This window comes from Neoaquamicrobium microcysteis (assembly GCF_008180155.1).
Lineage (GTDB): Bacteria > Pseudomonadota > Alphaproteobacteria > Rhizobiales > Rhizobiaceae > Aerobium > Aerobium microcysteis.
The window spans coordinates 58,079-83,071 of the sequence record NZ_VSZS01000063.1 but is presented as its reverse complement, the minus strand read 5'-3'; the positions used below and the strand labels follow the sequence as shown (position 1 = coordinate 83,071).

Sequence of the window (24,993 nt, the reverse complement as noted above, 5' to 3'; positions counted from 1 at the left end):
CTGCCCCTGTATTTCGCGCAGGCGAACGATTCGGGGGCTCAGGCAATGTGGGATTTCAATATCGGGCAGACGCTCGGCCTCATGGCGAGGACATGGCCGTTCATCGCGCTGCGGCTCGTCGTGTATTTCGGCATCACAGTCGCCTACATCCTTGCCACCGGCGCGGGGGCGGGGGTGGGCTACGGCGTCGGCCACATCTCCGACAGCCCCGCGACCTTCGCGCTGTGGGGCGGCATATTTGGCTTCGGCCTCGTCTCCGCCGTCGTCTACTGGATCCGCGAATACATCCTCTACGTCGTCAAGGCCGGGCACATCGCCGTCATGGTGCACCTGATCGACGGGCGCGAGGTGCCGGACGGTCAGGGCCAGATCGGCTATGCCACGAGCGTCGTGAAGGCGCGGTTCGCCGAGGCGAACGTGCTGTTCGTGGTGGACCAGCTCATCAAGGGCGTGGTGGCGGTCATCACCGGGCTGATCTCCGGCACGGCCCGCATGATTCCGATCGCCGGCCTCCAGGCGCTCGCCAATTTCTTCAACACCGTCGTGCGCATCTCGCTGACCTATGTCGACGAGATCATCCTGGGCTACAACATACGCACCAACAGCCAGGCGCCTTTCGAGGGCGCGCGGCAGGGCGTGGTGCTCTACGCGCAGAACGGCAGGACGATGGTGAAGAACGCGGTGTGGCTGGCGATCTTCATGTGGGTGCTGGCGCTTGCCGTCTTCCTCGTGATGCTCGCGCCTGCCGCCGCCATCCTCTACATGATGCCCGGACAGCTTGCCGGCTGGTCCTTCGTGCTGGCGCTGGTCTTCGCCTGGGCGATCAAGGCGGCGCTGATCGAGCCCTTCGTCATCGCCGCGCTGATGCAGGTCTATTTCCGCGCCATCGAGGGGCAGACGCCCAATGCCGAGTGGGACCGCAAGCTCACCGAGGCGTCGTCGCATTTCCGCGAACTCAAGGACAAGGCGGCCGATGCTTTTGCCGGCCGGCGCGGCGGCGTGGCGGACCAGCCGGCATAAAGTTTGTTGAACAAGCGGGCGAGCAGGATGCGCGACATGGTCATTTCGCGCATCTGCGCCTATATCGGGGCATGACCACGCGGCTCTACACGCATCCGATCTATCTCGAGCACCTGACGCCGGCAGGCCACCCGGAGCGGCCCGACAGGCTGCGCGCCATCGGGCGCGTGCTGGAAGACGAGGCCTTCGAGGCGCTCGACAGGCAGCAATCGCCCGAAGGCGACGAGGCCACGATACTCTACGCGCACCCGCAGGAGTTCGTGGACAAGGTACGCTCGCGCATTCCGGCCGAAGGGCTGGCGCGCATCGATTCCGACACGACCGCCAGCCCCAAAAGCTGGCAGGCCGCCGTGACTGCCATCGGCGCGGCCAATGCCGCCGTGGACGATGTGTTTTCGGGCGCGGCCGGCAATGTGTTCGTCGCCTCGCGCCCGCCCGGCCACCATGCCGAGAAGGTGACGGCGATGGGCTTCTGCCTGTTCAACAACGCCGCCATCGCCGCGCGCCACGCACAGCGCAAGCACGGCGCGGAGCGGGTGGCGATCGTCGACTGGGACGTGCATCACGGCAACGGCACGCAGGACATCTTCTGGGACGATCCGTCCGTGCTCTACTGTTCGACGCACCAGATGCCGCTTTATCCGGGCACGGGCGAGAAGGACGAGACGGGCGCGGGCAACATCGTCAACGCGCCGCTGTCGGCCGGGTCCGGCACCGATCTTTTCCGCGACGCGTTCCTGTCGCGCGTGCTGCCTGCCATCGACGACTTCCAGCCCGACCTCATCATCATCTCGGCCGGTTTCGATGCGCACCATCGCGACCCGCTGGCCGAGATCAATCTGGACGAAGGCGACTTCGACTGGGCGACCGCCGTATTGATGGAAAAGGCCGACCGCTGGTCGAACGGCAGGCTCGTGAGCCTGCTCGAAGGCGGCTACGACCTGCAGGGTCTGGCCTTTTCGGTCGGCGCGCATGTCCGCCGCCTCATGAAGGGATAGCTCGATGACCGAGACCGCACAGAACGAGGACATCAAGGCGCTGACCTTCGAGCAGGCGCTGGAGGCGCTGGAGCGCATCGTCGACGATCTGGAGCGCGGCGACGTGCCGCTGGACCAGTCGATCCGCATCTACGAGCGCGGCGAGGCGCTGAAGGCGCATTGCGAGAAGCTGCTGAAATCCGCCGAGGACAAGGTCGAGAAAATCCGCCTGTCGCGCGACGGCAAGCCCGTCGGCACGGAGCCGCTGGACGCGGAGTAGCTTTCGCCGCCCGAAAGCGTGATGAACGAAACGAACCGCGAGACCGCGATGCCAGGCCCGCAGACCCCGCTTCTCGACAAGGTGCGTATCCCGGCCGATCTGAGGGATCTGCCAGCCGGCGACCTGCCGCAACTGGCAGCCGAACTGCGCTCCGAACTCATCGATGCGGTATCGCAGACTGGCGGTCATCTCGGCGCGGGCCTTGGCGTCGTGGAACTGACGGTCGCGCTGCACTACGTCTTCGACACGCCCGCAGACCGCATCATCTGGGATGTCGGGCACCAGGCCTATCCGCACAAGATCCTCACGGGACGCCGCGACCGCATCCGCACGCTGAGGCAGGAAGGCGGGCTCTCCGGCTTCACCAAGCGCTCCGAGAGCGAATACGACCCGTTCGGCGCGGCGCATTCGTCAACCTCCATCTCCGCCGGCCTCGGCATGGCGGTGGCGCGCGACCTGAAGGGCGGGCGCAACAACGTCATCGCAGTGATCGGCGACGGCGCGATGTCGGCCGGCATGGCCTATGAGGCGATGAACAATGCAGGCGCGCTGGATGCCCGCCTCATCGTCATCCTCAACGACAACGACATGTCGATCGCGCCGCCTTCGGGCGCGATGAGCCACTATCTGGCGCGGCTCGCCTCGGGCGCGACCTATGCGGGCATCCGCGATTTCGGCAAGAAGCTGACCTCCTATCTGGGCAAGCGCGTCGACCGCGCGGTGACCCGGGCGGTGGAGCATGCGCGTGGCTACGTGACCGGCGGAACGCTGTTCGAGGAACTGGGCTTCTTCCATATCGGCCCCATCGACGGCCACGATCTGGAGCATCTGGTGCCGGTGTTGCGTAACGTGCGCGACAACGGCACGGGGCCGGTGCTGATCCATGTCGTGACCCAGAAGGGCAAGGGCTACGCGCCGGCGGAAGCCGCGGCCGACAAGTATCACGGCGTCAACAAGTTCGACGTCATCTCGGGCACGCAGGCCAAGCCGCCCGCAAACGCGCCGGCCTACACCAAGGTGTTCGCCGAAAGCCTCATCCAGGAGGCGCGCGAGGACGAGCGCATCGTTGCCGTCACCGCCGCGATGCCCAGCGGCACCGGGCTCGACCTGTTCGGCGAGGCATTTCCCACGCGTACGTTCGATGTCGGCATAGCAGAGCAGCATGGCGTGACCTTCGCCGCCGGCCTCGCGACCGAGGGTCTGAAGCCTTTCGTGGCGATCTATTCGACCTTCCTGCAACGCGCCTACGACCAGGTGGTGCACGACGTCGCCATCCAGAAGCTGCCGGTGCGTTTTCCCATCGACCGCGCCGGCTATGTCGGCGCCGACGGCGCAACGCATTGCGGCGCGTTCGACGTGACGTACCTCGCCTCGCTGCCCGATTTCGTGGTGATGGCTGCGGCCGACGAGGCAGAGTTGAAGCACATGGTGCGCACCGCTGCCGAATACGACGAAGGCCCGATCTCGTTCCGCTACCCGCGCGGCAACGGCGTCGGCGTCGAGATGCCGCCGCGCGGCCAGATGCTGGAGATCGGCCGGGGCCGCGTGGTCAAGCAGGGCACGAAGGTCGCGCTGCTTTCCTTCGGCACCCGGTTGGCCGACTGCCTGCTTGCCGCCGAGGAGCTAGACGCCGCCGGCCTTTCGACCACGGTTGCCGATGCGCGCTTCGCCAAGCCTCTGGATGCCGATCTGGTCCGGCGGCTGGCGCGCGAGCACGAGATACTGGTGACGGTGGAGGAGGGCGCGATAGGCGGCTTCGCCACCCACGTATTGCATCTGCTGGCGCATGAGGGGCTGCTGGAAAGCGGCCTCAAGGTGCGCCCGCTTGTGCTGGCGGACTCGTTCACCGACCATGCCAAGCCGGAGAAGATGTACGCCGATGCCGGGCTGGATTCCGCCGGCATCGTGCGCGCCGTATTCGGCGCGCTCGGCCGCTCCGCCAGCGCCGCCGTGCGCGCCTGATGGCTACGTTTCGCTAACCTTTCCACTTGGCGCTTCCTTAGCTTCGCCGCGCTAGAACCGCGCCGAACAAGGAGCGTCAGGAATGCGCGGGCTGGTGTCTGCCGCCTTTGCTGTGATGGTATGCGTGAAGGCGGCGACCGCCGACGAGCGCTATGACCGCACGCTTGCCGAGGCGGCCGCCGACATCGTCGCTGCGCGCATGGACGGCAAGCTGCGCGGCGGCTTCGGACAGGACGCCGAGCCGCTGCTGCAGGCTCCTGCCGAAACGTCGCCGCCGCAACCTGCGAACCCCCCGCGCCCCGGCATATGGCGGGACGGACTGGCGATAGCGGTGGAACGCAAGTCGTCCGTCTCGCCCGAATTGTGAGACGCGGCACCGGTTCGCTTGCGTTGGCGGGGCGCATGCAGCAATGAAGACCCATGAATGCTTCGCAACACGCCCCGCAAAGGCAGCGACTCGACGAACTGCTCGTCCGGCGCGGGCTTTTCCCCAGCCGCTCGCGCGCCCGTGACGCCATCGCGCGCGGCGCGGTGGCGGTTGACGGTGTGACGGCGGCCAAGGCTGGACAGCCGACGGCGGAAACGTGCGGCATCGTCGTCAACGATCCGGCGCAGGCCTACGTCTCGCGTGCCGCCCTCAAGCTGTTGGCTGGTCTTGAGGCGTTCGCTCTGGACCCGAATGGCTGCGAGGCGCTGGATATCGGCGCGTCCACGGGCGGGTTCACGCAGGTGTTGCTGGAACGGGGCGCGGCGCATGTGACCGCTGTCGACGTGGGGCACGGACAACTCGATCCGGCGCTGGCCGCCGATGCGAGGGTAACGTCGCTCGAGAAGCTCAATGCGCGCGACCTGACCGACGCGCACCTGCAAGGCAGCCACCCCGACTTCATCGTCTCCGATGTGAGCTTCATCTCGCTCCGGCTGGCGCTGCCGCCCGCGCTTGCCTTGGCATCAAGCGGCGCGCGTTGCGTGCTGCTGGTCAAGCCGCAATTCGAGGCGGGCAGGGAGGCGATCGGCAAGGGCGGACTGCTGCGCGACCCGGCATCGGCCGATCGCATCGCTGCGGAACTGGCAGGTTGGCTGGACAGCCAGCCGGGCTGGCGCAGCCTCGGCTTCGTGCCGTCGCCTATCGAAGGCGGAGACGGCAATCGTGAATTCCTGCTGGCAGGCGTGAAGGACAGATGAGCAGCATTCTCACCATATCGCGCCTCGGGGCGCAGGGAGACGGCATAGCCGAAACCCCGCGCGGGCAGGTGTTCGTGCCATTCGCGCTGCCGGGAGAGCGCGTCAATGTTTCGCTGGGCGAGAAGAAGGCGGATCTGGTGGCCGTGCTCGACCCCTCGCCGCTGCGGGTTGCGCCGCCGTGCCGTCATTTCGGCGATTGCGGCGGCTGCGCGATGCAGCATCTGGAGGAAGCCGCCTATCGCGAATGGAAGCGCGAGAAGCTGGTGGAGGTGCTGGCGTCGAAGGGTATCGACGTGGCTGTAGACGAGATGGTGTCCTGCGCGCCCTATTCGCGCCGGCGCGCGGCGTTCACGGCGCGCACCACGGAGAAGGGAATCCTGCTTGGCTTCAACGCGGCCCTTTCGCACCGCATCGTCGATCTGGAAGAATGCCACGTCGTGCTGCCGTCGATCATGGAGCGGCTGCAAACGCTGCGCGAGCTGGCGGCGCTGATCGCACGCACGCCAAAGCCGTTTCGGCTGGGCGTGACGCAGACGGCCTCGGGTCTCGACGTGGCTGCCGAAGACAGCGGCAAGCTTGAGGGCAGGGCGCGGCAGGTGGTCGTCGACTTCGTGATGCGCAGCGGGATCGCGCGGCTGTCGATCGACGGCGAGATCGTGGTCGAGCCGAAGAAGCCGGTCGTGATGGTGGATGACGTGGCGGTGCAGCCGCCTCCGGGTGCGTTTTTGCAGGCGGTGGAGGGCGCGGAGAAGGCGATGGCCGACCTCGTCGGCGGACATCTGCGCAAGGCAAAGCGCGTGGCGGACCTGTTTGCCGGCGTCGGCACCTTCGCTCTGCGGCTCGCCCGCGAAAGCGAGGTGCACGCCGTGGAAGGCGACGCCGCCGCCCTTGCCAGCCTCGACCGTGCCTATCGCTTCGGCGCTGGCATGAAGAAGGTGACGGTGGAGAAGCGCGACCTCTTCGTGCGGCCGCTGACCTTCAAGGAAATGGACCTGACCTATGACGGGCTGGTGTTCGATCCGCCGCGCGCCGGGGCGGAGGACCAGTCCAAGCAGATCGCACGCAGCCAGTTGCGCTATGTGGCAGCCGTCTCGTGCAATCCCGTCACGCTGGCGCGAGACCTTCGCATCCTGATCGACGGCGGCTACCAGCTGAAGCGCGTGGTGCCCCTGGACCAGTTCATCTGGTCGCCGCATCTGGAGGCGGTGGCCCTGCTGGAAAAGCCAAAGAAGCGAAGGTGACGGGCGAGGACGCCGTTGCCTCAAGCCAGCAGCCTGTTCACAAATTCCGGCACGGTCTGTGTCGCAGGGCCGCGGATCGTCTCGTCGAACTCGCTCGCGTTTTCTGATTCGTCGATGTTGAACTCGACGGTATGGGCGCCTGCGTGGCGCGCTTCCTCCACGAACTGGGCCGCGGGATAGACGTGGCCCGACGTGCCGATGGCGATGAACAGATCGGCCTCGGCGAGCGCCCGGTAGATACGTTCCATCTGGTAGGGCATCTCACCGAACCAGACCACGTCGGGGCGCAGCCGGCCGACGGTTTCGCAGAAATGGCATTTCGAATCGACCGTCATGTCGCCGCGCCAGCGCGAGCGCATGCCGCACGCCTCGCAAAGCGCGGAGCGGAGTTCGCCGTGCATGTGGAGCAGCTTTCGGCTGCCGGCGGATTCGTGCAGGTCGTCCACGTTCTGCGTCACGAGCAGGAAATCGCCCTTGAACGCGCCCTCCAGCCGCGCCAGCGCGTGATGCGCCTCGTTGGGGTAGACGTTGGCCAGCGCGCGCCGGCGCGTGTTGTAGAAGTCCAGCACCTTGCGCGGATTGCGGGCGTAGCCCTCCGGCGTGGCGTAGTCGCGCCAGTCGTGTTTCGCCCAGATGCCGTTCCGGTCCCGGAAGCTGGCGATGCCGGATTCGACCGAGATGCCCGCGCCGGTCAGGATGACGATGGAAGAGGGGCGCTCCATGAAGCCTGCTTGAAAAGTGCGTTCTCTGAGCGCATATTGAGCATGGATGTGTCAAATTGCGCAAGGAATATGTCATGAGCAGCGTTGCGCTTGAAATTTCGGCCGGAAGGTTCGGCGAGGGCAATACGCCCTTCCTGTCGCCGCGCCGGGTCGCGGACCTGCTGGGCGTGACGATGACCGAGCTGGCCGCATTGGTGGGCGTGGCCCGCAACACGCTTGCCGCGAAGAGCGGCGCGCGCAAGGTGGACGCCGCGCTGAGCCCGGTGGTGCGGGTGCTGGCCATGGCCGGCGAGATGGCCGGCGGCGAGGAGCGCGCCGCGATCTGGTTCAAGCACCAGCCCATCCCCGGCTGGGCGGGCAAGACCGCCTACGACCTGGTGCGCGAAGGCAAGGCCGACAAGGTGCTCGCCTATCTGGAGGCTGTGCGCTCCGGCGTCTATGCCTGACGACACCGCGATCGTCACGCTGTGGCGGGCCTTCGTGCCGCGCTGGGCGCATCTCCCGCTTTCGGGCGAGGGCGCGTCGCGCTTCGGCGGGCGGTGGAACCCCGTCGGCGAGCCGACAATCTATGCCGCGCGCGAGCTATCGACCGCATGGGCGGAATACAATCAGGGTTTCGTGCAGCATCCGGCGCTGATTGCCCGGCTCGAGCTGGAGGACTCGAAGCTGGCCGATCTGACGCAGGCGAGTTTGCTCGACCGGCTTGGCGAGAGCGCCGCCATCCATCGCTGCGAATGGCGCGCCGAAATGGATGCCGGCGCGACGCCGCAAACGCATCTTCTGCGCGAGAGGTTGCTCGGCGAGGGCTTCGACGGCGTGATCTACCCCTCCTTCATGTCGCCCGGCGGCACCTGCGTCGCGCTCTGGCGCTGGAACGGCAAAGGGGAGCCGACGCTGCGCGTGGTCGATCCCGAGGGACGCTTGCCGGAGACGCCGGCTTCGTGGGTTTGACCGGGCCGGCGAGTGACAGGCTAGATCGGTTCAGGTACGCGTGCCGCCGACCGTCATCTGGTTCATGCGCAGGTGCGGCTGGCCGACGCCGACGGGGACGCCCTGTCCGGCCTTGCCGCACATGCCTATACCGGTGTCGAGCTTCATGTCGTTGCCGACCATGCTGACGCGGTGCATCGCATCCGGCCCGTTGCCGATGAGCATGGCGCCCTTGATCGGCCGGGTGACCTTGCCGTCCTCGATCATGTAGGCCTCGGTGCAGCCGAACACGAACTTTCCGGACGTGATGTCCACCTGCCCGCCGCCGAACGATACGGCGTAGATGCCGTTCTTGACCGATGCGATGATCTCTTCGGGCGTGTGGTCGCCGGCGGTCATGTAGGTGTTGGTCATGCGCGGCATCGGGGCGTGCGCGAACGATTCGCGACGGCCGTTGCCGGTGGGCTTCATGCCCATGAGGCGGGCGTTCTGGCGATCCTGCATGTAGCCGACAAGCTTGCCGTCCTCGATAAGCACGGTGCGGTTGGTGGACGTGCCCTCGTCGTCGATGGTCAGCGAGCCGCGCCGCTCGGCGATCGTGCCGTCGTCGACGACCGTGACGCCCTTTGCGGCGACCTGCTGGCCCATGAGCCCGGCGAAGGCGGACGTCTTCTTGCGGTTGAAGTCGCCTTCCAGCCCGTGGCCGACCGCCTCGTGCAGCATCACGCCCGGCCAGCCCGACGACAGCACGATGTCGAACGTACCGGCGGGGGCGGGGATCGCCTCGAGGTTCACCAGCGCCTGCCGAAGGGCTTCCTCGGCCGCGTGCTTCCACGAATCCTCGGCGATGAACTCGCCGAAGCCCTTGCGCCCGCCCATGCCGTAGGAGCCGGTTTCCTGCCGGTCGCCCTCGCCGACGACGACGGCGACGTTGAAGCGCACGAGCGGCCGGATGTCGTGGGCGACACGGCCGTCGGCGCGCAGGATTTCGACCTGCTGCCACGACGCGGCAAGCGAGGCGGTGACCTGGCGCACGCGCGGGTCGCGGGCGCGCACCCACGCGTCGATCTCCTGAAGCAGCTTTGCCTTGTCGCCGAATGCGGGGTCGGCGGTCGGGTTTTCCTCGCCGTAGAGCTTCGCGTTGGTGCCGGCGGGCGCAGCGGCAAGCGTGCCGGAATAGCCGGCCTTCACCGCCGAGACCGCATCGGCCGCACGCAGCAGCGCGGCCTGCGAAAGCTCGCTCGCATGGGCATAGCCGGCAGCTTCGCCTGCCACGGCGCGCAGGCCGAAGCCGCGCTCGGAATTGAACGTGGCCGTCTTCAGCCGCCCGTTGTCGAAGACGAGAGCCTCGCCCTCGCGATACTCGACGAACAGCTCGCCGTCGTCGGCACCGTCGATGGTCTCGGCCACGATCCGGCGAATCGCCTCTTCGGAAACGTCGAACTGTTCGAGAAGTCTGGCTGGCACTTGATAGCTCCGCATTCGTGACTGGTCGTCACGGCTATATAGGCGCGCGAAGCGTGGGATGCACCCGCCGCAGCACTACCGTCCGGGAAGGGCGTCGAAACCGGCCGCGAAACCGTCGAGCTCGACGGGGATGCCGATGCCTTCCTCCGGCGTCTGGAAGACGATGAAGGTGGCGGCGTCGCCGTTGCGCAGCGTGTCGAGCAGCGGCTGCTCCAGGATCACCTCGGCATAGCAGCCGTCCTGGAAGCAGCGCACGAAATAGGCGCGACCGATATCATTGCCGTCGACGTTGAGGCCCAGGCCGTTCGGAAGGAGAACGCCGAGCGGGGCGAGCACGCGCAGGATTTCGGCGCGGTTGTCGGCGGTGCGCAGTACCACGACGGAGAGGCCGACCTCGGGCCGGTCTTCAGCGACGACGTTTTGCATCAGGGCGCACTGCTCGGTGGCAGCCCCTCCGGGCGTGTCGCAGATGATGGACCATGCCCCATGGGTGGAGCGTACCGACCCGGACTGCTGCTGTTGCTGCTGCGCGGCCGCGGGCAGGGACAGGATCATCGCGCCGGCGATGGCCGCAAGCGGCATTTTCCAACGAAACGACATGGGTCCACCCTTTTGCTTCTTACGAATCACGACAATCTAGCGCGCCCGAAGGCACGCGGAAAGAATAGCGTGCGGCAAAGGCGCAGACGCGCCTACGCACGGCAGTTCACGGCATCGCGCCTGTGGGCCGGAACGAGCAGCCGTCTGCGCGCGTGATTTGCCAGAAGTTGAGCGAAATCAAGGCATCGGGCGGATTGGAAGGCTCCGCGCGCGCAAAAATGCCGCACATATCGCGCCACGCCTTCCTTGCGGTTGATATGAGAGTATGGTTTGAACGCGCGATAGCAGCCGGGCGTTCGCGCGCCGGCTCGCATCTGGTTTCGTCGAGACGTTTCGACCGGGGAGATGAAGAGGGTTATGAAGAAGTTCCTTGCGGGCCTGGGCGCCGTTTCGCTGGTTCTTGCCGCTTCGGGCGCAATCGCGGGGCAGCCGACCCCCTGGCAGCTGAGCTTCCAGCAGCCTGCGTCGGACATGATGGAAAGCATCATCTGGTTCGAGCGCTACACGCTGTGGTTCATCGTGCCGATCACCCTTCTCGTGCTGGCGCTGCTGGCCTGGTGCATCGTCAAGTACCGCGCCAGCGCCAATCCGCAGCCTTCGCGCACCAGCCACAACACGCTGATCGAGGTGATCTGGACCGTCGGGCCGGTCATCATCCTGCTGTTCATCGCGGTGCCCTCCTTCCAGCTTCTCACCGCGCAGTACAACCCGCCGGAAGAGCCGACGATGACCATCAAGGCCACCGGCTACCAGTGGAACTGGGAATACGAGTATCAGGACGAGGAGCCGCTGACCTTCTCCTCCTTCATGCTGCAGGAAGGCGAGCGCGAAGCCGCCGGCAAGCAGGACATGGGCGAGTTCCCGCGTCTTCTGGCGGTCGACAACGAGGTCGTCGTTCCGGTGAACACCACCGTGCGCGTTCTGGTGACCGCGGCCGACGTGCTCCACGCGTTTGCGGTGCCGTCCTTCGGCATCAAGGTCGATGCGGTTCCCGGTCGCCTCAACGAGATCTGGTTCAACGCGACCCGCGAAGGCATCTTCTACGGCCAGTGCTCGGAACTGTGCGGCAAGGACCACGCCTTCATGCCCATCGGCGTGCGCGTCGTCAGCCAGGAGCAGTACGACACCTGGCGCGCCGGGGCGCAGGCCAATCTCGGAGACGCGAACCGGGCGCTGATGGCTTCCATTCGCGACCAGGACATGAATGTAGCGGACGCCGGCAACTAAGTCTGCGTGAAAGAACAGGATACGGAGCGGGAAAATGGCAGGCGCTGCAGCTCACGACGCCCATGACGATCACAAGCCGACCGGCTGGACGCGTTGGGTCTACTCGACCAACCACAAGGACATCGGCACTCTCTACCTGATCTTCGCGATCATCGCGGGCATCATCGGCGGCTTCCTGTCGGTGATGATGCGCTGGGAGCTGGCCGAGCCTGGCATCCAGATCTTCCATGGTCTCGCCTCGATCGTCTACGGCTACGAGGGCGACGCCGCCATCGACGGCGGCAAGCACATGTTCAACGTGTTCACCACCGGCCACGCGCTCATCATGATCTTCTTCATGGTCATGCCGGCGCTGATCGGCGGCTTCGCCAACTGGATGGTGCCGATCATGATCGGCGCGCCGGACATGGCGTTCCCGCGCATGAACAACATCTCGTTCTGGCTGCTGCCGCCCGCCTTCATCCTGCTGCTGATCTCGATGTTCATGCCGAGCGCGCCGGGCGCGTACGGCGTGGGCGGCGGCTGGACGATCTACCCGCCGCTGTCGACCTCCGGCCAGCCCGGGCCGGCGATGGATTTCGCGATCCTCTCGCTGCACATCGCGGGCGCATCGTCGATCCTCGGCGCGATCAACTTCATCACCACCATCTTCAACATGCGCGCGCCGGGCATGACGCTGCACAAGATGCCGCTGTTCGCATGGTCGGTGCTCATCACCGCCTTCCTGCTGCTGCTGTCGCTGCCGGTTCTGGCCGGCGCCATCACCATGCTGCTGACGGACCGCAACTTCGGTACCGCGTTCTTCGACCCCGCAGGCGGCGGCGACCCGATCCTGTTCCAGCACCTGTTCTGGTTCTTCGGTCACCCCGAGGTGTACATCCTGATCCTGCCGGGCTTCGGCATCGTCAGCCACATCGTGTCGACCTTCTCGCGCAAGCCCATCTTCGGCTATCTCGGCATGGCCTACGCCATGGTCGCCATCGGCGCGGTCGGCTTCGTCGTGTGGGCGCACCACATGTACACCACCGGCCTGTCGCTCGACACGCAGCGCTACTTCGTGTTCGCAACGATGGTGATCGCGGTTCCGACCGGCGTGAAGATCTTCTCGTGGATCGCTACCATGTGGGGCGGCTCGATCTCCATGCGTACCCCGATGCTGTGGGCGATCGGCTTCATCTTCCTGTTCACCGTGGGTGGCGTGACGGGCGTTCAGCTGGCCAATGCCGGCCTCGACCGCGCGCTCCACGACACCTACTACGTGGTCGCGCACTTCCACTACGTACTGTCGCTGGGCGCCGTGTTCGCCATCTTCGCGGGCTGGTACTACTGGTTCCCCAAGATGTTCGGCTACATGTACTCGCCGTTCATCGCGCGCACCCACTTCTGGGTCACCTTCATCGGCGTGAACCTGATCTTCTTCCCGCAGCACTTCCTGGGTCTGGCCGGCATGCCGCGCCGCTACATCGACTACCCGGATGCCTATGCGGGCTGGAACCTGGTCTCTTCCTACGGATCGTACATCTCGGCCGTCGGCGTGCTGATCTTCCTCTACGGCGTCTTCGAGGCGTTCTCGAAGAAGCGTGAGGCCGGCGCGAACCCGTGGGGTGAGGGTGCGACCACGCTGGAGTGGCAGCTGCCTTCGCCGCCGCCCTACCACCAGTGGGAACAGCTGCCCAAGATCAAGTAGGATCGCAGGCATAACAACGAAGAAACCGCCGGCTCGCCGGCGGTTTCGGCCAGACGGAAAGATCGGACCGCGTACGCATGGCCCTTGTCGAGAAGAACGGATATGACGATGCCGCCTTCCGCGTTTCGGAAGCGCAGGCGGGGGACTATCTCGCGCTGCTGAAGCCGCGGGTGATGTCGCTGGTCGTCTTCACGGCCTTTGTCGGGCTGGTCAGCGCGCAGGCGCCCGTCAACCCGTTCATCGCCGTGGTGTCCATCCTCGCCATCGCCGTAGGTGCGGGCGCGTCGGGCGCGCTCAACATGTGGTACGACGCCGACATCGACGCGGTGATGTCGCGCACCGCCAACCGGCCCGTGCCTTCGGGCCGCGTGCTGCCAGGCGAGGCGCTGGTGTTCGGCCTCATCCTGTCCGCCTTCTCGGTGATGATGCTCGGCCTCGTGGCCAACTGGCTGGCAGCCAGCCTGCTCGCCTTCACCATCTTCTTCTACGCCGTCGTCTACACGATGTGGCTCAAGCGCTGGACGCCGCAGAACATCGTCATCGGCGGTGCCGCGGGGGCTTTCCCGCCCATGATCGGCTGGGCTGCGGTAACCGGCCACATCGGGCTGGAAAGCGTCATCCAGTTCCTCATCATCTTCCTGTGGACCCCGCCGCACTTCTGGGCGCTGGCGCTGTTCAAGTCGGGCGACTACGGCCGCGCCGGCATCCCGATGATGCCGAACGTGGCCGGCGAGGCCTCCACCAAGCGCCAGATATTCGCCTATGCCGTGCTGGTCGCAGCCGTTGGCGTGCTGCCGTCGGTTCTGGGGCAGGCGAGCGTCAGCTTCGGCGTGTTCGCAGCCGCGCTGGGCGCAGGCTTCGTCTGGTATTCGTGGAAGGTGCTGCGCATGCCGGAGGAAGACCGCGTGATGCGGCCGGCCAAGGCGCTGTTCGGCTATTCGCTGCTCTATCTGTTTGCCATCTTCGCGGCGCTGCTGCTCGACGCCGTGGCGGCGCGCGCCGGGATCGCGGTCTGGTGAGTGTGATGGAAGACGACCGCGTAAACCTCACGGAAGCCCAGAAGAAGGCCCGTCGCAACCGCTCGATAGCGCTGGCGGTGGCCCTCGTCGGCTTCGTCGTCATCATGTATTTCGTCACCATCATCAAGCTGGGGCCGTCGATCCTCGACCGGCCGATGTGAGACTGCGATGAGCCAGACCGACCAGACCCGCAACGAACAGACCGACCGCTCCAACCGCCGGGTGGCGGTGGCGTGCGTGGCGTTCTTCGCTAGCATGGTGGGCATGGCCTATGCGGCCGTGCCGCTCTACGAGATGTTCTGCCAGATCACCGGCTATGGCGGCACGACGCAGCGCGTCGAGCAGTATTCGCAGACGGTGCTGGACCGCGACATCAAGGTGCGCTTCGACGCCAACGTTTCGGGCGGCCTGCCGTGGGACTTCAAGCCCGTTTCGCGTGACGTGACGCTCAAGATCGGCGAGACGACGCAGGTCAGCTATTCGGCGAAGAACACGTTCTCGCAGCCGACATCCGGCCGCGCTTCCTTCAACGTCACGCCGCAGATGGCCGGCGCCTATTTCATGAAGGTGGAGTGCTTCTGCTTCACCGACACGGAACTGCAGCCCGGCGAAGACATGGATATGCCGGTGGTGTTCTACGTCGATCCGGAGATCGTCAACGTCCCGGAACTGAAGAACATCGGCACGATCACGCTTTCCTACACGTTCTTCCCGCTCGATCACGCCAAGCCGCTGGAATCGGCAGCCGCGCCGGCGGGCACCAACAGCAATACTGACGCCGACACCGAATTCGGGGGATGACATGGCAGACGCACACGCAAAGAACCACGACTATCATATCATCGACCCGAGCCCGTGGCCGTTCCTGGGTTCCGTCGGCGCGCTGGTCATGGCGATCGGCGGCATCGGCTGGATGCAGGCGCTGAGGGGCAACGACTTCTCGCTGCTGGGCATTCCGCTTGCGTCGCCGTGGCTGTTCTTCATCGGTCTGGCGCTGGTGCTCTACGTCATGTTCGGCTGGTGGTCGGACACGATCCGCGAGGCGCATGAAGGCCATCACACGCGCGTCGTGTCGCTGCACCTGCGCTACGGCATGATCATGTTCATCGCCTCGGAGGTGATGTTCTTCGCAGCGTGGTTCTGGGCGTTCTTCGATGCCAGCCTGTTCCCGAACGAGGCCGCGCAGGTCGATCGCCTCGCCTATACCGGCGGCCAGTGGCCCCCCGCAGGCCTCGAGGTGCTCGATCCCTGGCACCTGCCGCTCTACAACACCATCATCCTGCTGCTCTCCGGCACGACCGTGACCTGGGCGCACCACGCGCTGCTGCACAACGACCGCAAGGGCCTCGTCTGGGGTCTGGCGATCACGGTGGCGCTCGGCCTGCTGTTCAGCTTCGTTCAGGCCTACGAGTACGCGGTCGCCCCGTTCAGCTTCAGCGGCTCGCTCTATGGCGCGACCTTCTTCATGGCCACGGGCTTCCACGGCTTCCACGTCATCATCGGCACCATCTTCCTGCTGGTGTGCCTGCTGCGCGCCATGGCCGGGCACTTCACGCCCAAGCAGCACTTCGGCTTCGAGGCAGCCGCCTGGTACTGGCACTTCGTCGACGTGGTGTGGCTGTTCCTCTTTGCCTGCATCTACATCTGGGCCTCCGCGGGCGCGCCGATCGCGCAGCACTGAGGTCGCACGACAGGACTTTTTGGAAGGCGGCCGTGGCGACACTGCCGCCTTCTTTCTTTGGACGAGATCGGGTGCGATAGCGGTTCCGCGATGAGCGAAGAGCGAAACGATGACAAGGCGATCTGGGCGCCGGTCGATCCCGTGAAGGTCGGCCTTTCCGGCAGATGCCCACGCTGCGGCGAGGGCCGGCTGTTCAACGGGTTTCTGAGGGTGGGGGACCGCTGCGGCAATTGCGGCCTCGACTACTCGTTCGCCGATGCAGGCGACGGCCCGGCCGTCTTCGTCATCCTCATCATCGGCTTCATCGTCGTAGGGCTCGCCTTGGGGATGGAGGTGTCCCACAACCCGCCGCTCTGGGTGCATTTCGCGCCCTGGATACCGCTGACGCTCGTGCTGAGCCTGACGGCGCTTCGCCTCATAAAGGGCCTGCTGATCGTGCTGCAATACCGCAACAAGGCCGCCGAAGGACGGCTGGACAGGCCATGACAACGCAAGCCTCCGCGCATCGCCCCCGCACGGGAATGACGGCGCTTCTCGTCGTGCTTTCGCTCGTCGCGCTGGCGGTGCTGATCGCGCTCGGGACGTGGCAGGTGCAGCGCCTGCAGTGGAAGGAAGACCTGATCGCCACCATCGACGCGCGCACCCACTCCGAGCCGCATTCGCTGAGCGACATCCAGACACGACTGGCCACGACGGGCGATGTGGAATACTGGCCGGTCGAAGCGGGTGGAGAGTTCCGCCACGAGGGCGAACGGCATTTCTTCGCCACGCATAACGGCCAGTCCGGCTACTACATCTACACCCCGCTCGAGCTCGACGACGGGCGCTTCATCCTCGTCAATCGCGGCTTCGTTCCTTTCGAGCTGAAGGACCCCGCCTCGCGTCCGGACAGCCAGGCCGAGGGATGGCAGACGATTACCGGGCTTGCGCGCGGCCGGCTGGACGAAAAGCCGTCCTTCATCGTGCCGGACAACGATCCGCAAAAGAACGTCTTCTACTGGAAGGATCTGGGTGTGATGGCTGCGACGTCGGGCGTCGGCTCGCCGGACGACTATCTGCCGTTCTTCATCGACGCCAACGATGCGCCCAACCCCGGCGGGCTGCCTGTCGGGGGCGTGACGATCATCCAGCAGCCGAACAACCACCTCCAATATGCCGTCACGTGGTACGGGCTGGCCGCCGCGCTGGTTGGCGTGCTGGGCGTATGGTTCTGGCGCCAGCGGCGCGGTGTCTGATCCGCATGCGGGTTGACACGAGGGGCGCACAAACGCCATCTGCGCGTGAACCAGCCTTGGGAACGATGATGAAGCGACCACTGACGATCCGGCTTTGCGGCCCACGCGGTTTCTGCGCAGGCGTCGACCGCGCGATCCAGATCGTGGTGCTGGCGCTGAAGAAATACGGCGCGCCGGTCTATGTGCGCCACGAGATCGTGCACAATAGATATGTCGTCGAGGGGCTTCAGGCGCGGGGCGCGGTGTTTGTCGAGGAACTGGACGAAATTCCGCCCGAGCATCACGCCCAGCCGGTGGTGTTTTCGGCGCATGGCGTGCCGAAATCGGTGCCCGCCGACGCCGAGGCGCGCAACCTTTTCTATCTCGATGCCACATGCCCGCTGGTTTCCAAGGTCCACAAGCAGGCGATGCGCCACCAGCGTCAGGGCCGGCACGTGCTGCTGATCGGCCATGCCGGGCACCCCGAGGTGATCGGGACGATGGGCCAGCTGCCGGAAGGCGCGGTCACGCTGGTCGAGACCGAGGAGGATGCGGCGCGCATTGCGCCCGCCGACCCGCAGGCGCTGGGCTTCGTCACGCAGACGACGCTGTCGGTGGAGGATACGGCCGGCATCATCAAGGTGCTGCAGGGGCGGTTCCCGCAGATGCAGGCGCCGGCTGCCGAATCGATCTGCTACGCCACCACCAACCGGCAGGATGCGGTGAAGGAAGCGGCCGTCGGCGCAGACCTGTTCCTCATCGTCGGCGCGCCGAACTCGTCCAACTCCATGCGTCTCGTGGAGGTCGCAGAGCGGGCAGGGGCCGCGCGCGGGCTTCTGGTACAGCGCGCATCCGAAATCCCTTGGGGCGAGATCGAGGACATCTCGGTGTTGGGCCTTTCGGCCGGCGCATCCGCACCCGAGATCATCGTCGACGAGATCATCGACGCCTTCCGCGAGCGGTTCGACGTGACGGTCGAACTGGCGGTGACGGCGGAGGAAACCGAGAACTTCCCCGTCAATCGCGTGCTGCGCGACATCGAGCTGACCCCGGCCGACATGGCCTTCGTGAACGGAAGCGCCTGACCCGATGGCCGTCTACACCGACATCACCGAGGTCGAACTCGGCGCTTTCCTGCGCGAATACGATCTGGGCGAACTGCTGTCCTACAAGGGCATCGCCGAGGGCACGGAGAACTCCAACTTCATCGTCCACACGGGCAGCGGCTCGTACATTCTCACGCTCTACGAGAAGCGGGTGGAGAAGGCCGATCTGCCGTTCTTCCTGGGGCTGATGGAGCATCTGGCCAAGCGCGGCGTCACATGCCCGCTGCCGGTGCATCGCCGCGACGGCGCGGTGATGGGCGAGCTTGCGGGGCGGCCCGCGGCCGTCATCACCTTTCTGGAAGGCATGTGGCCGCGCAGGCCTACCGCGGCGCACTGCCGCGAGGTGGGCGTCGCACTCGCCAGCATGCACATCGCCGGCGCCGACTTTGCGCTCTCGCGCCCGAACGCCCTGTCGATCGATGGCTGGAAGAAGCTGTGGAGCGGATGCCGCGAGCGGGCCGACGAGGTCGAGCAGGGGCTGGAGGCAGAAGTCGCGGCCGACTTTGCGGCGCTGGAGGCGGGATGGCCGTCCGACCTGCCCGCCGGCGTCATCCATGCGGATCTGTTTCCCGACAACGTGTTCTTCCTTGGAGACCGGCTGTCGGGGCTGATCGACTTCTATTTCGCCTGCAACGACGCGTTCGCCTACGACGTGGCCACCTGCCTGAACGCGTGGTGCTTCGAGCGCGACCATGCCTTCAACCTCACCAAGGGCACCGCGCTGCTGGCTGGCTACCAGAGCGTGCGGCCGCTTTCGCCCGCCGAGGTCGAGGCTTTGCCGCTGCTGTGTCGCGGCTCGGCGCTGCGCTTCATGCTGACGCGGCTTTACGACTGGCTGCACGGACCGGACGGCGCGATGGTCAAGAAGCGCGATCCGCTTGAATATGTCCGCAAGATGCGTTTCCACCGCCAGATCGGCTCTGCCGCAGAATACGGAATCCAGCCCCAATGAAGAACGTCGAGGCTTTCACCGATGGAGCGTGCTCCGGCAATCCCGGGCCGGGCGGGTGGGGCGCGATCCTGCGCTTCAACGGGACGACGAAGGAGCTTTCCGGCGGTGAGGCGGACACGACCAACAACCGCATGGAACTGATGGCTGCGATCTCGGCGCTGAATGCGCTGAAAGAGCCTTGCGCGGTCGATCTCTACACCGATTCCAACTACGTCAAGGACGGCATCTCGGGCTGGATCGAGGGCTGGAAGCGCAACGGCTGGAAGACGGCTGCCAAGAAGCCGGTGAAGAATGCCGAGCTGTGGCAGGCGCTGGACGAGGCACGGCGGCGTCACAAGGTGACGTGGCACTGGGTGAAGGGACATGCGGGCCACATCGAGAACGAGCGCGCCGACGAGCTTGCGCGTCTCGGCATGGCGCCCTTCAAGACGAAACGGAAGCCGGCACGGCCCGCAACCGCAGGCTGACGCGCCGGTAGATAGCTTAAAGGTGCTCGAGGATTTCGTCAAAACGCCCCCTCCGGCGCTTCGCGCCTTCAGGGCGAGCCGCTTGTCTCGCCCGTCCTTCGGACCCCCCGTAAACGGAGGAGGATCCGCGTAGAGGGTGTCCGCGACCCTGGTTCCTCCCCAGCCAAGCGGGGGAGGGGGTGTTCGGCTGCACGGGATGGTCCGTGCAAATGTGAAGGTTCTAAAGCTGCTCCAGGATTTTGGCCGCGCCGGAGTTTGTTGCCTGGCCGGGTACTTCCTCGATATTGAGCGCGGTGACGGTGCCGTCGTCCACGATCATCGAGAAGCGCTGGGAGCGCAGGCCGAGGCCCCGCGCGGACAGGTCGGTGTCGAGGCCGGTCGCCTTGGCGAAGTCGCCGCTGCCGTCGGCGAGAAACAGGATCTTGTCCTCGCCGCCCGTGAACCTTGCCCATGCGCCCATGACGAACACGTCGTTGACGGAAACGACGGCAATCGCATCGACGCCCTTGGCCAGGATCGCGTCGTAGTTTTCCAGATAGCCGGGAAGGTGGTTGTTGGAGCAGGTCGGCGTGAAGGCGCCGGGCACGCCGAACAGCACGACCTTCTTGCCCGCAAACATTTCGGCCGTGGAGAGTTCTTTCGTGCCGTCCTCGGTCTTCGTTCGGAAGGTGACGTCGGGCAGCTTCTGGCCAACGGTGATGGTCATGCGGTTCACCTCTGTGGAGAAAGTTCAGGAAGCGAACGGTTAGCCGGTCACGCGGCGGATGGCAACGCCTACGGAAGCGCGAGCCGGCCGGTAACCGCGCCCTGCGTCGTCACCAGCGTGTAGACCACGTCTTCCTTGGCCTTGCCGTCCGCGCGGCGCAGCACCGGCACTGTAAACCGTGCGCCGCTTTCGCTCTCCGCCTCGCGTTCCGCCACGCCGAGCGCCACCGCCTCGTTGCCGGCCACGAAGAGGTCGACGGCGCGCGCGCCCTCGGGCAGTGCGGCATCGACCACGATGTGCTCGTCCGTCGCATCCTGCGCCTTCGCGCCGAACGCTTCGGTTGCAGCCTCGGGCAGGGCGGCGAAGGCGGCATCCACGACGGCCTTGTGCTCGGGGTGGCTGACATCGCCGCGCGTTTCCAGCGAAAGCTGCGCCTGGACGGGGATGCAGATCGTCTCGCAGATGCCGAGGAACACGTTGGCGACGAAGTCGGTCGGCACGGCCGCCTGCGGCAGCTTGAGCGCGAGCGCAAGCGAAAGCGGCTCGTCGTAGCCGGTCCACAGCGAGTAGCCGTCGTCGAAGCGGCGCGGGGCGGGAAACGAGATGTCCACATTCGTCGCCTGGCCGTCAGCCACGACATCAACGGTGGGCGGCACGCCCGAATCGCCGGGGTCGCGCCAATAGGTCTTCCATCCGGGCGCCAGACGGATTTCCAGCGCGCCGCGCAGCACGCCGTCGGCATCGGCGGTGTCGCTGGTGACGAGGCGGATCGAGCCGCCTTCCATATGGTGCCAGTCGCTCGCCCCGGCATGTGCCTGCGCGGCGGCACATAGGGCAAGGGCAATAGCTGGGAGGGCTGACCGGGCGATTTTCATGCGGGGGAACTTCGTACCAATCGAACTGTTTCGCAACCATGCGCCGTGAGCGCGCCATCATAATTGTGTGAGCGCGACGCTATCGACGAAATGGCGATGAACGACGCCTTTCAAGCAGACCGGAAACACGGTAGCTTTCGATTATGGACATTCTGGGCAGAAAGACGACCGCGCGCCGCGGCTTCCTCGACGACCAGTTCCTCATCGCCATGCCGGGCATGAAGGACGAGCGCTTCGCGCGCTCGGTGATCTATATCTGCGCCCACAGCGAAGAGGGCGCGATGGGCCTCATCATCAATCAGGTTCAGCAGATGCTGTTTCCCGACCTGCTGGTGCAACTGGGCGTGCTGGACGAGAAGCAGGCGATCCGCCTTCCGGCCAATGCACGCGACCTCGTCATCAGGCATGGCGGGCCGGTCGACCGCAGCCGGGGTTTCGTACTGCACAGCGACGACTACATGGTCGAATCCTCGATGCCGGTTTCGGAGGAAATCTGCCTGACCGCGACCGTGGATATCCTGCGCGCCATATCGGCGGGCAAGGGGCCGCGTCACGCACTGATGGCGCTTGGCTACTCCGGCTGGGGCGCGGGCCAACTCGAACACGAGATTGCCGAGAATGGCTGGCTGACCTGCCCGGCGACCGTCGATCTGCTGTTCGACCCGGAGATCGACCGCAAATACGATCGCATCCTCGCCTCGATAGGCATCGATCCTGCGCATCTGAGCATCGAGGCGGGCCACGCCTGAGCGTTCGGGCGCGGCTCGGCCGTCAGACCTGAACCAGCGGGAACTGTTCCTTCAACAGCTTGGCAGCGGCGTCCGCCTGTATCGGCGGGCCGAACATGAAGCTCTGCACATACTCGCAGCCCATCTGGCGAAGCTCCAGCGCGTCGCTCTCGTCCGACACGCCCTCGGCCACCACGGACAGGCCCAGCTCATGCGCCATGTTGACCATCGAGCGCAGCAGCACGGCGCGCTTCGGGCTTGAATCGTCGATGAAGCTCCTGTCGATCTTGATCGTGTCGAAGGGGAAGCGCGTCAGGTAGGACAGCGACGAATAGCCGGTGCCGAAATCGTCCAGCGAAAGGCCGATGCCGAGCTGCTTGAGCTTGCCGAGGATGTGCGCCGACTGCTCGGGATTGTCCATCACCAGCGATTCCGTCAGCTCGAGCCGGAAGCAGCGCGGCTTGAGGTTGGCGCGCGCCACGACCGAGCGCACGTCGCTGACGAGGTCGCGCCGAATGAGCTGCCGGCTCGAAAGGTTGACCGAGACCGACAGCGGCACGTCGCCGATCTGCTTTTGCCACGAGGCCAGATCGTCGGCCGCCTGCTGCATGGCGAACAGGCCGAGCTGGACGATGAGGCCGCAGCTTTCCGCTACGGGGATGAAATCCGCCGGGGGTATCGGCCCACGGCGCGGATGCTCCCAGCGCAAAAGCGCCTCGAAGCCGGCGATGGAACGATCCTCCAGCCTCACGATCGGCTGATAGGCAAGCCGCAGTTCCTGCCGCTCGACGGCGCGGCGCAGGTCGGATTCGAGCTGCAGCCTGTCAGTGCCTACCGAGCGGAACGCCGGCCTGAACGGCTCGATGCGGTCGCCGCCGAAGCGCTTGGCCTGATGCATGGCAAGCTCGGCATCCTTCACCATGTCTTCGGCGCGCGCCTGAGACGAGTTCCACGATGCAAGGCCCACCGATGCGGCCAGCACGATCTCGCGCTTGGCGAAGGTGATGGGCGCGTTGATCGCCTGCTTCACCGCCTCGGCAACGCCGGCGATGCGCGTCGGGTCCTGCTCGGAAAGCAGCAGCAGCGCGAACTGGTCGCCCCCGAAGCGCGACAGCGAGTCGCGCGGCTTGAGCAGCCGGTGCAGGCGGCGCGCGATGGTGAGCAGGATGGTGTCGCCCGCCGAAATGCCCAGCCCGTCATTGATCTGCTTGAACCGGTCGATGTCGATGACCATCACGGTCGGGCGAACGTTTTCCTCCGTCCGGGCGATGGAGATGACAGCCTCCAGCCGGTTGAGGAACAGCTCGCGGCTCGGAAGCCCGGTGAGGTTGTCGTGCACCGCGTCGTGAAGCAGCCGCTCCTCGGCTTTCTTCTGCTCGGTCACGTCCACCAGCGTGCCGACGCAGCGGATGACCTCGCCGTCGGAGCCGATGACGGGCCGCGCGCGCAGCGTGAACCAGTGATAGTGCCCGTCGGCGCCGCGCAGGCGGAAGGATTGCGACACGCGCCCCCGGCGATGTTCGAGGATCATGTCGAGCGTGGTGCGGAAGCTGTCGCGGTCGTCGGCATGAAGGGCGGGCAGCCAGTTGCGGGCGGGGCCGTGAAGGCTGCCCTGCGGCAGGCCCAGTTGCCTGCTCACGTCCGGCTTGGTGACGACGCGTTCGCGCAGCACGTCCCAGTCCCAGACGATGTCGCCGGACCCGGTGACCGCGAGCGCCTGCCGTTCCATGTCGCTGAACAGGCCCTGATGCAGGGCGCCGCCGGCAAAGGCGTGCTGCATGACGGTGAAGCCGATCAGCAGGATGATGAGGATGAGCCCGCCGCCCAGCGCGGGCTGCACGACGTCGTTGTCGAGCGCGCCGGTGACCGCCATCCACGAGCCGACGAGCCAGACGAGGATCATCAGCCAGCTCGGCACCAGCATGATCGCGCGGTCGTAGCCCTGGAACGCCAGATAGGCGATGAGGCCGATGCCGGCGACCGCCGTGAGCGCGAAGGAGAAGCGTGCGAGACCGGCCGCGACGGGCGCATCGAACAGCGCGACGCCCGCCAGCAGCAGCAGTGCCAGCACCCACGCGACGGCGCCGTAGCTGAAATGCAGGTGCCATCGGTTGAGGTTGAGATAGGTGAACAGGAAGACCACGAAGGTGGCGGCAAGCGCGATCTCCGTGCCTGCCCGCCATAACTGCTCGTTGCCCGCCGTGATGTCGAGCACCTGATTGAGAAAGCCGAAATCGATGCAGATATAGGCGAGCACCGCCCATGACAGGGCGGCCGTGGCGGGGAACATCGACGTTCCCTTGACCACGAACAGGATCGTCAGGAACAGCGCCAGCAGGCCGGCGATGCCGATGACGATGCCGCGAAACAGCGTGTAGGAGTTGGTCGTGTCCTTGTACGCCTCGGGCTCCCACAGATAGACCTGCGGCAGGCGCGGCGAGGACAGTTCCGCGATGAAGGTGACGACCGAACCGGGATTGATCGTGACGAGGAAGATGTCGGCGTCGCGGCTGGCCTGCCGGTCGAGCGCGAAGCCTTCGCTGGGGGTGATCGCGGTGATGCGGCTGGAGCCGAGATCCGGCCAGAAAAGACCCGATCCGACGAGCCTGAAATGCGGTGCGACGATCAGCCGGTCGAGCTGCTGGTCGGTGGTGTTGGCCAGCGCGAACACCGCCCAGTCGCCGCTCGAGCGCTCGTCCAGCGCCTCCACCTCGATGCGGCGCACGATGCCGTCGATGCCGGGCGCGGTGGAAACCTGGAAGTTCTCGCCCTGGTCGCGGTAAATCTGCACGGCGCGCGAGAGATCGAGAGCGACGTTCTCGCGCGAGATCGTGATCGGCTCGATGGCGGAGGCCGGAATCGCGAGCAAGCAGAACAGCACCGCCAGAAACGCGCTTGCGAGCCGCTGCCCCGTTCGCACTGTCGCTATCAACCGTTCAGCCTTTTG

27 protein-coding genes are annotated in these 24,993 nt (G+C 66.0%); 21 read left to right on the top strand and 6 right to left on the bottom strand.

What is annotated here, in order from left to right:
• Positions 1-45: 45 nt before the first annotated feature.
• The 7 genes from FY036_RS12380 (at position 46) to FY036_RS12350 (ending at position 6,665) form a co-directional block, all read left to right on the top strand.
• Positions 46-1,020, top strand: a complete 975-nt coding sequence (locus tag FY036_RS12380; protein WP_148915049.1) for a hypothetical protein — start codon at positions 46-48, stop codon at positions 1,018-1,020.
• A 71-nt stretch (positions 1,021-1,091) separates the two neighbouring features.
• The gene (locus FY036_RS12375) at positions 1,092-2,018 is read left to right on the top strand and encodes a histone deacetylase family protein (RefSeq protein WP_148915048.1); all 927 of its coding nucleotides are present in this window, start codon (positions 1,092-1,094) and stop codon (positions 2,016-2,018) included.
• A 4-nt stretch (positions 2,019-2,022) separates the two neighbouring features.
• Positions 2,023-2,277 (top strand): exodeoxyribonuclease VII small subunit, encoded by a 255-nt coding sequence (locus tag FY036_RS12370; RefSeq protein WP_148915047.1) that lies wholly within the window; start codon positions 2,023-2,025, stop codon positions 2,275-2,277.
• A gap of 21 nt (positions 2,278-2,298) precedes the next feature.
• Positions 2,299-4,239, top strand: a complete 1,941-nt coding sequence (gene dxs, locus FY036_RS12365) for a 1-deoxy-D-xylulose-5-phosphate synthase (protein ID WP_235897651.1) — start codon at positions 2,299-2,301, stop codon at positions 4,237-4,239.
• Between the two features lie 82 nt (positions 4,240-4,321).
• Positions 4,322-4,606: a hypothetical protein gene (locus tag FY036_RS12360; protein WP_148915046.1), complete on the top strand. Its 285-nt coding sequence runs from the start codon at positions 4,322-4,324 to the stop codon at positions 4,604-4,606.
• A 53-nt stretch (positions 4,607-4,659) separates the two neighbouring features.
• A complete protein-coding gene (locus tag FY036_RS12355; RefSeq protein WP_148915045.1) occupies positions 4,660-5,424 on the top strand; it encodes a TlyA family RNA methyltransferase in 765 nt (254 codons plus the stop codon).
• Positions 5,421-6,665: a class I SAM-dependent RNA methyltransferase gene (locus FY036_RS12350; RefSeq protein WP_148915044.1), complete on the top strand. Its 1,245-nt coding sequence runs from the start codon at positions 5,421-5,423 to the stop codon at positions 6,663-6,665. Before FY036_RS12355 ends, FY036_RS12350 begins: the two co-directional genes overlap by 4 nt.
• A gap of 20 nt (positions 6,666-6,685) precedes the next feature.
• Here FY036_RS12350 and FY036_RS12345 read toward each other — a convergent pair whose 3' ends face one another.
• Positions 6,686-7,387, bottom strand: a complete 702-nt coding sequence (locus tag FY036_RS12345; protein ID WP_148915043.1) for an NAD-dependent deacylase — start codon at positions 7,385-7,387, stop codon at positions 6,686-6,688.
• A gap of 74 nt (positions 7,388-7,461) precedes the next feature.
• On the opposite strand from FY036_RS12345, the gene FY036_RS12340 reads away from it, so the two are divergent.
• Positions 7,462-7,833, top strand: coding sequence for an MbcA/ParS/Xre antitoxin family protein (locus FY036_RS12340; protein ID WP_148915042.1), 372 nt, complete (start codon positions 7,462-7,464; stop codon positions 7,831-7,833).
• A complete protein-coding gene (locus tag FY036_RS12335) occupies positions 7,826-8,338 on the top strand; it encodes an RES family NAD+ phosphorylase (protein ID WP_148915041.1) in 513 nt (170 codons plus the stop codon). Before FY036_RS12340 ends, FY036_RS12335 begins: the two co-directional genes overlap by 8 nt.
• A 30-nt stretch (positions 8,339-8,368) precedes the next feature.
• Here the strand turns inward: FY036_RS12335 and tldD are convergent, their stop codons facing one another.
• Together tldD and FY036_RS12325 are read right to left on the bottom strand one after the other, a co-directional pair.
• Entirely contained in the window at positions 8,369-9,784 is a 1,416-nt protein-coding gene (gene tldD, locus FY036_RS12330; protein WP_235897650.1) for a metalloprotease TldD, read from the bottom strand.
• Between the two features lie 75 nt (positions 9,785-9,859).
• A complete protein-coding gene (locus FY036_RS12325) occupies positions 9,860-10,339 on the bottom strand; it encodes an invasion associated locus B family protein (RefSeq protein ID WP_235897669.1) in 480 nt (159 codons plus the stop codon).
• Between the two features lie 402 nt (positions 10,340-10,741).
• Between FY036_RS12325 and coxB the strand changes: the two genes are divergently transcribed.
• From coxB to rnhA, 11 genes are all read left to right on the top strand, one after another.
• On the top strand, positions 10,742-11,611 hold the full coding sequence (gene coxB / locus FY036_RS12320; protein ID WP_148915038.1) for a cytochrome c oxidase subunit II: 870 nt from the start codon (positions 10,742-10,744) through the stop codon (positions 11,609-11,611).
• A 34-nt stretch (positions 11,612-11,645) separates the two neighbouring features.
• Positions 11,646-13,298 (top strand): cytochrome c oxidase subunit I, encoded by a 1,653-nt coding sequence (gene ctaD / locus FY036_RS12315; protein ID WP_148915037.1) that lies wholly within the window; start codon positions 11,646-11,648, stop codon positions 13,296-13,298.
• 77 nt (positions 13,299-13,375) lie between these two features.
• On the top strand, positions 13,376-14,317 hold the full coding sequence (locus FY036_RS12310) for a heme o synthase (RefSeq protein ID WP_148915036.1): 942 nt from the start codon (positions 13,376-13,378) through the stop codon (positions 14,315-14,317).
• Positions 14,318-14,322: 5 nt separating this feature from the next.
• Entirely contained in the window at positions 14,323-14,478 is a 156-nt protein-coding gene (locus FY036_RS23930) for a hypothetical protein (protein WP_201744751.1), read from the top strand.
• A gap of 7 nt (positions 14,479-14,485) precedes the next feature.
• Entirely contained in the window at positions 14,486-15,118 is a 633-nt protein-coding gene (locus tag FY036_RS12305) for a cytochrome c oxidase assembly protein (protein ID WP_148915035.1), read from the top strand.
• A gap of 1 nt (position 15,119) precedes the next feature.
• Complete coding sequence (locus FY036_RS12300) at positions 15,120-15,998, top strand: cytochrome c oxidase subunit 3 (protein ID WP_148915034.1); 879 nt, start codon at positions 15,120-15,122, stop codon at positions 15,996-15,998.
• A 90-nt stretch (positions 15,999-16,088) separates the two neighbouring features.
• On the top strand, positions 16,089-16,484 hold the full coding sequence (locus FY036_RS12295) for a DUF983 domain-containing protein (RefSeq protein ID WP_148915033.1): 396 nt from the start codon (positions 16,089-16,091) through the stop codon (positions 16,482-16,484).
• Entirely contained in the window at positions 16,481-17,233 is a 753-nt protein-coding gene (locus tag FY036_RS12290; RefSeq protein ID WP_148915032.1) for an SURF1 family protein, read from the top strand. Before FY036_RS12295 ends, FY036_RS12290 begins: the two co-directional genes overlap by 4 nt.
• 65 nt (positions 17,234-17,298) lie before the next feature.
• Positions 17,299-18,297, top strand: a complete 999-nt coding sequence (gene ispH, locus FY036_RS12285; RefSeq protein ID WP_148915031.1) for a 4-hydroxy-3-methylbut-2-enyl diphosphate reductase — start codon at positions 17,299-17,301, stop codon at positions 18,295-18,297.
• Between the two features lie 4 nt (positions 18,298-18,301).
• On the top strand, positions 18,302-19,270 hold the full coding sequence (locus tag FY036_RS12280) for a homoserine kinase (RefSeq protein WP_148915030.1): 969 nt from the start codon (positions 18,302-18,304) through the stop codon (positions 19,268-19,270).
• Entirely contained in the window at positions 19,267-19,737 is a 471-nt protein-coding gene (gene rnhA, locus FY036_RS12275) for a ribonuclease HI (protein ID WP_148915029.1), read from the top strand. The genes FY036_RS12280 and rnhA overlap by 4 nt, the downstream gene beginning before the upstream one ends.
• Positions 19,738-19,957: 220 nt before the next feature.
• On the opposite strand, the gene FY036_RS12270 is transcribed toward rnhA, so the two are convergent.
• Entirely contained in the window at positions 19,958-20,443 is a 486-nt protein-coding gene (locus FY036_RS12270) for a peroxiredoxin (protein ID WP_148915028.1), read from the bottom strand.
• Positions 20,444-20,511: 68 nt separating this feature from the next.
• Entirely contained in the window at positions 20,512-21,318 is an 807-nt protein-coding gene (locus tag FY036_RS12265) for a protein-disulfide reductase DsbD domain-containing protein (RefSeq protein WP_148915027.1), read from the bottom strand.
• Positions 21,319-21,461: 143 nt separating this feature from the next.
• On the opposite strand from FY036_RS12265, the gene FY036_RS12260 reads away from it, so the two are divergent.
• Positions 21,462-22,067 (top strand): YqgE/AlgH family protein, encoded by a 606-nt coding sequence (locus FY036_RS12260; RefSeq protein WP_148915026.1) that lies wholly within the window; start codon positions 21,462-21,464, stop codon positions 22,065-22,067.
• Between the two features lie 22 nt (positions 22,068-22,089).
• On the opposite strand, the gene FY036_RS12255 is transcribed toward FY036_RS12260, so the two are convergent.
• Positions 22,090-24,978 (bottom strand): EAL domain-containing protein, encoded by a 2,889-nt coding sequence (locus tag FY036_RS12255; RefSeq protein ID WP_148915025.1) that lies wholly within the window; start codon positions 24,976-24,978, stop codon positions 22,090-22,092.
• Between the last annotated feature and the right edge of the window lie 15 nt (positions 24,979-24,993).

Excerpts from the sequence above, each read along its gene's own strand:
- FY036_RS12305 (WP_148915035.1), top strand. The coding sequence starts at position 14,486 with ATGAGCCAGACCGACCAGACCCGCAACGAACAGACCGACCGCTCCAAC.
- FY036_RS12375 (WP_148915048.1), top strand. The coding sequence starts at position 1,092 with ATGACCACGCGGCTCTACACGCATCCGATCTATCTCGAGCACCTGACG.
- ctaD (WP_148915037.1), top strand. The coding sequence starts at position 11,646 with ATGGCAGGCGCTGCAGCTCACGACGCCCATGACGATCACAAGCCGACC.
- FY036_RS12340 (WP_148915042.1), top strand. The coding sequence starts at position 7,462 with ATGAGCAGCGTTGCGCTTGAAATTTCGGCCGGAAGGTTCGGCGAGGGC.
- FY036_RS12290 (WP_148915032.1), top strand. The coding sequence starts at position 16,481 with ATGACAACGCAAGCCTCCGCGCATCGCCCCCGCACGGGAATGACGGCG.
- dxs (WP_235897651.1), top strand. The coding sequence starts at position 2,299 with ATGAACGAAACGAACCGCGAGACCGCGATGCCAGGCCCGCAGACCCCG.
- coxB (WP_148915038.1), top strand. The coding sequence starts at position 10,742 with ATGAAGAAGTTCCTTGCGGGCCTGGGCGCCGTTTCGCTGGTTCTTGCC.
- FY036_RS12360 (WP_148915046.1), top strand. The coding sequence starts at position 4,322 with ATGCGCGGGCTGGTGTCTGCCGCCTTTGCTGTGATGGTATGCGTGAAG.
- FY036_RS12310 (WP_148915036.1), top strand. The coding sequence starts at position 13,376 with ATGGCCCTTGTCGAGAAGAACGGATATGACGATGCCGCCTTCCGCGTT.
- FY036_RS12380 (WP_148915049.1), top strand. The coding sequence starts at position 46 with ATGTGGGATTTCAATATCGGGCAGACGCTCGGCCTCATGGCGAGGACA.
- FY036_RS12345 (WP_148915043.1), bottom strand. The coding sequence starts at position 7,387 with ATGGAGCGCCCCTCTTCCATCGTCATCCTGACCGGCGCGGGCATCTCG.
- FY036_RS12370 (WP_148915047.1), top strand. The coding sequence starts at position 2,023 with ATGACCGAGACCGCACAGAACGAGGACATCAAGGCGCTGACCTTCGAG.
- FY036_RS12325 (WP_235897669.1), bottom strand. The coding sequence starts at position 10,339 with ATGATCCTGTCCCTGCCCGCGGCCGCGCAGCAGCAACAGCAGCAGTCC.
- FY036_RS12335 (WP_148915041.1), top strand. The coding sequence starts at position 7,826 with ATGCCTGACGACACCGCGATCGTCACGCTGTGGCGGGCCTTCGTGCCG.
- FY036_RS12260 (WP_148915026.1), top strand. The coding sequence starts at position 21,462 with ATGGACATTCTGGGCAGAAAGACGACCGCGCGCCGCGGCTTCCTCGAC.
- rnhA (WP_148915029.1), top strand. The coding sequence starts at position 19,267 with ATGAAGAACGTCGAGGCTTTCACCGATGGAGCGTGCTCCGGCAATCCC.
- FY036_RS12270 (WP_148915028.1), bottom strand. The coding sequence starts at position 20,443 with ATGACCATCACCGTTGGCCAGAAGCTGCCCGACGTCACCTTCCGAACG.
- FY036_RS12265 (WP_148915027.1), bottom strand. The coding sequence starts at position 21,318 with ATGAAAATCGCCCGGTCAGCCCTCCCAGCTATTGCCCTTGCCCTATGT.
- FY036_RS12295 (WP_148915033.1), top strand. The coding sequence starts at position 16,089 with ATGAGCGAAGAGCGAAACGATGACAAGGCGATCTGGGCGCCGGTCGAT.
- ispH (WP_148915031.1), top strand. The coding sequence starts at position 17,299 with ATGATGAAGCGACCACTGACGATCCGGCTTTGCGGCCCACGCGGTTTC.
- FY036_RS12355 (WP_148915045.1), top strand. The coding sequence starts at position 4,660 with ATGAATGCTTCGCAACACGCCCCGCAAAGGCAGCGACTCGACGAACTG.
- FY036_RS12300 (WP_148915034.1), top strand. The coding sequence starts at position 15,120 with ATGGCAGACGCACACGCAAAGAACCACGACTATCATATCATCGACCCG.
- FY036_RS12350 (WP_148915044.1), top strand. The coding sequence starts at position 5,421 with ATGAGCAGCATTCTCACCATATCGCGCCTCGGGGCGCAGGGAGACGGC.
- FY036_RS12280 (WP_148915030.1), top strand. The coding sequence starts at position 18,302 with ATGGCCGTCTACACCGACATCACCGAGGTCGAACTCGGCGCTTTCCTG.
- FY036_RS23930 (WP_201744751.1), top strand. The coding sequence starts at position 14,323 with ATGGAAGACGACCGCGTAAACCTCACGGAAGCCCAGAAGAAGGCCCGT.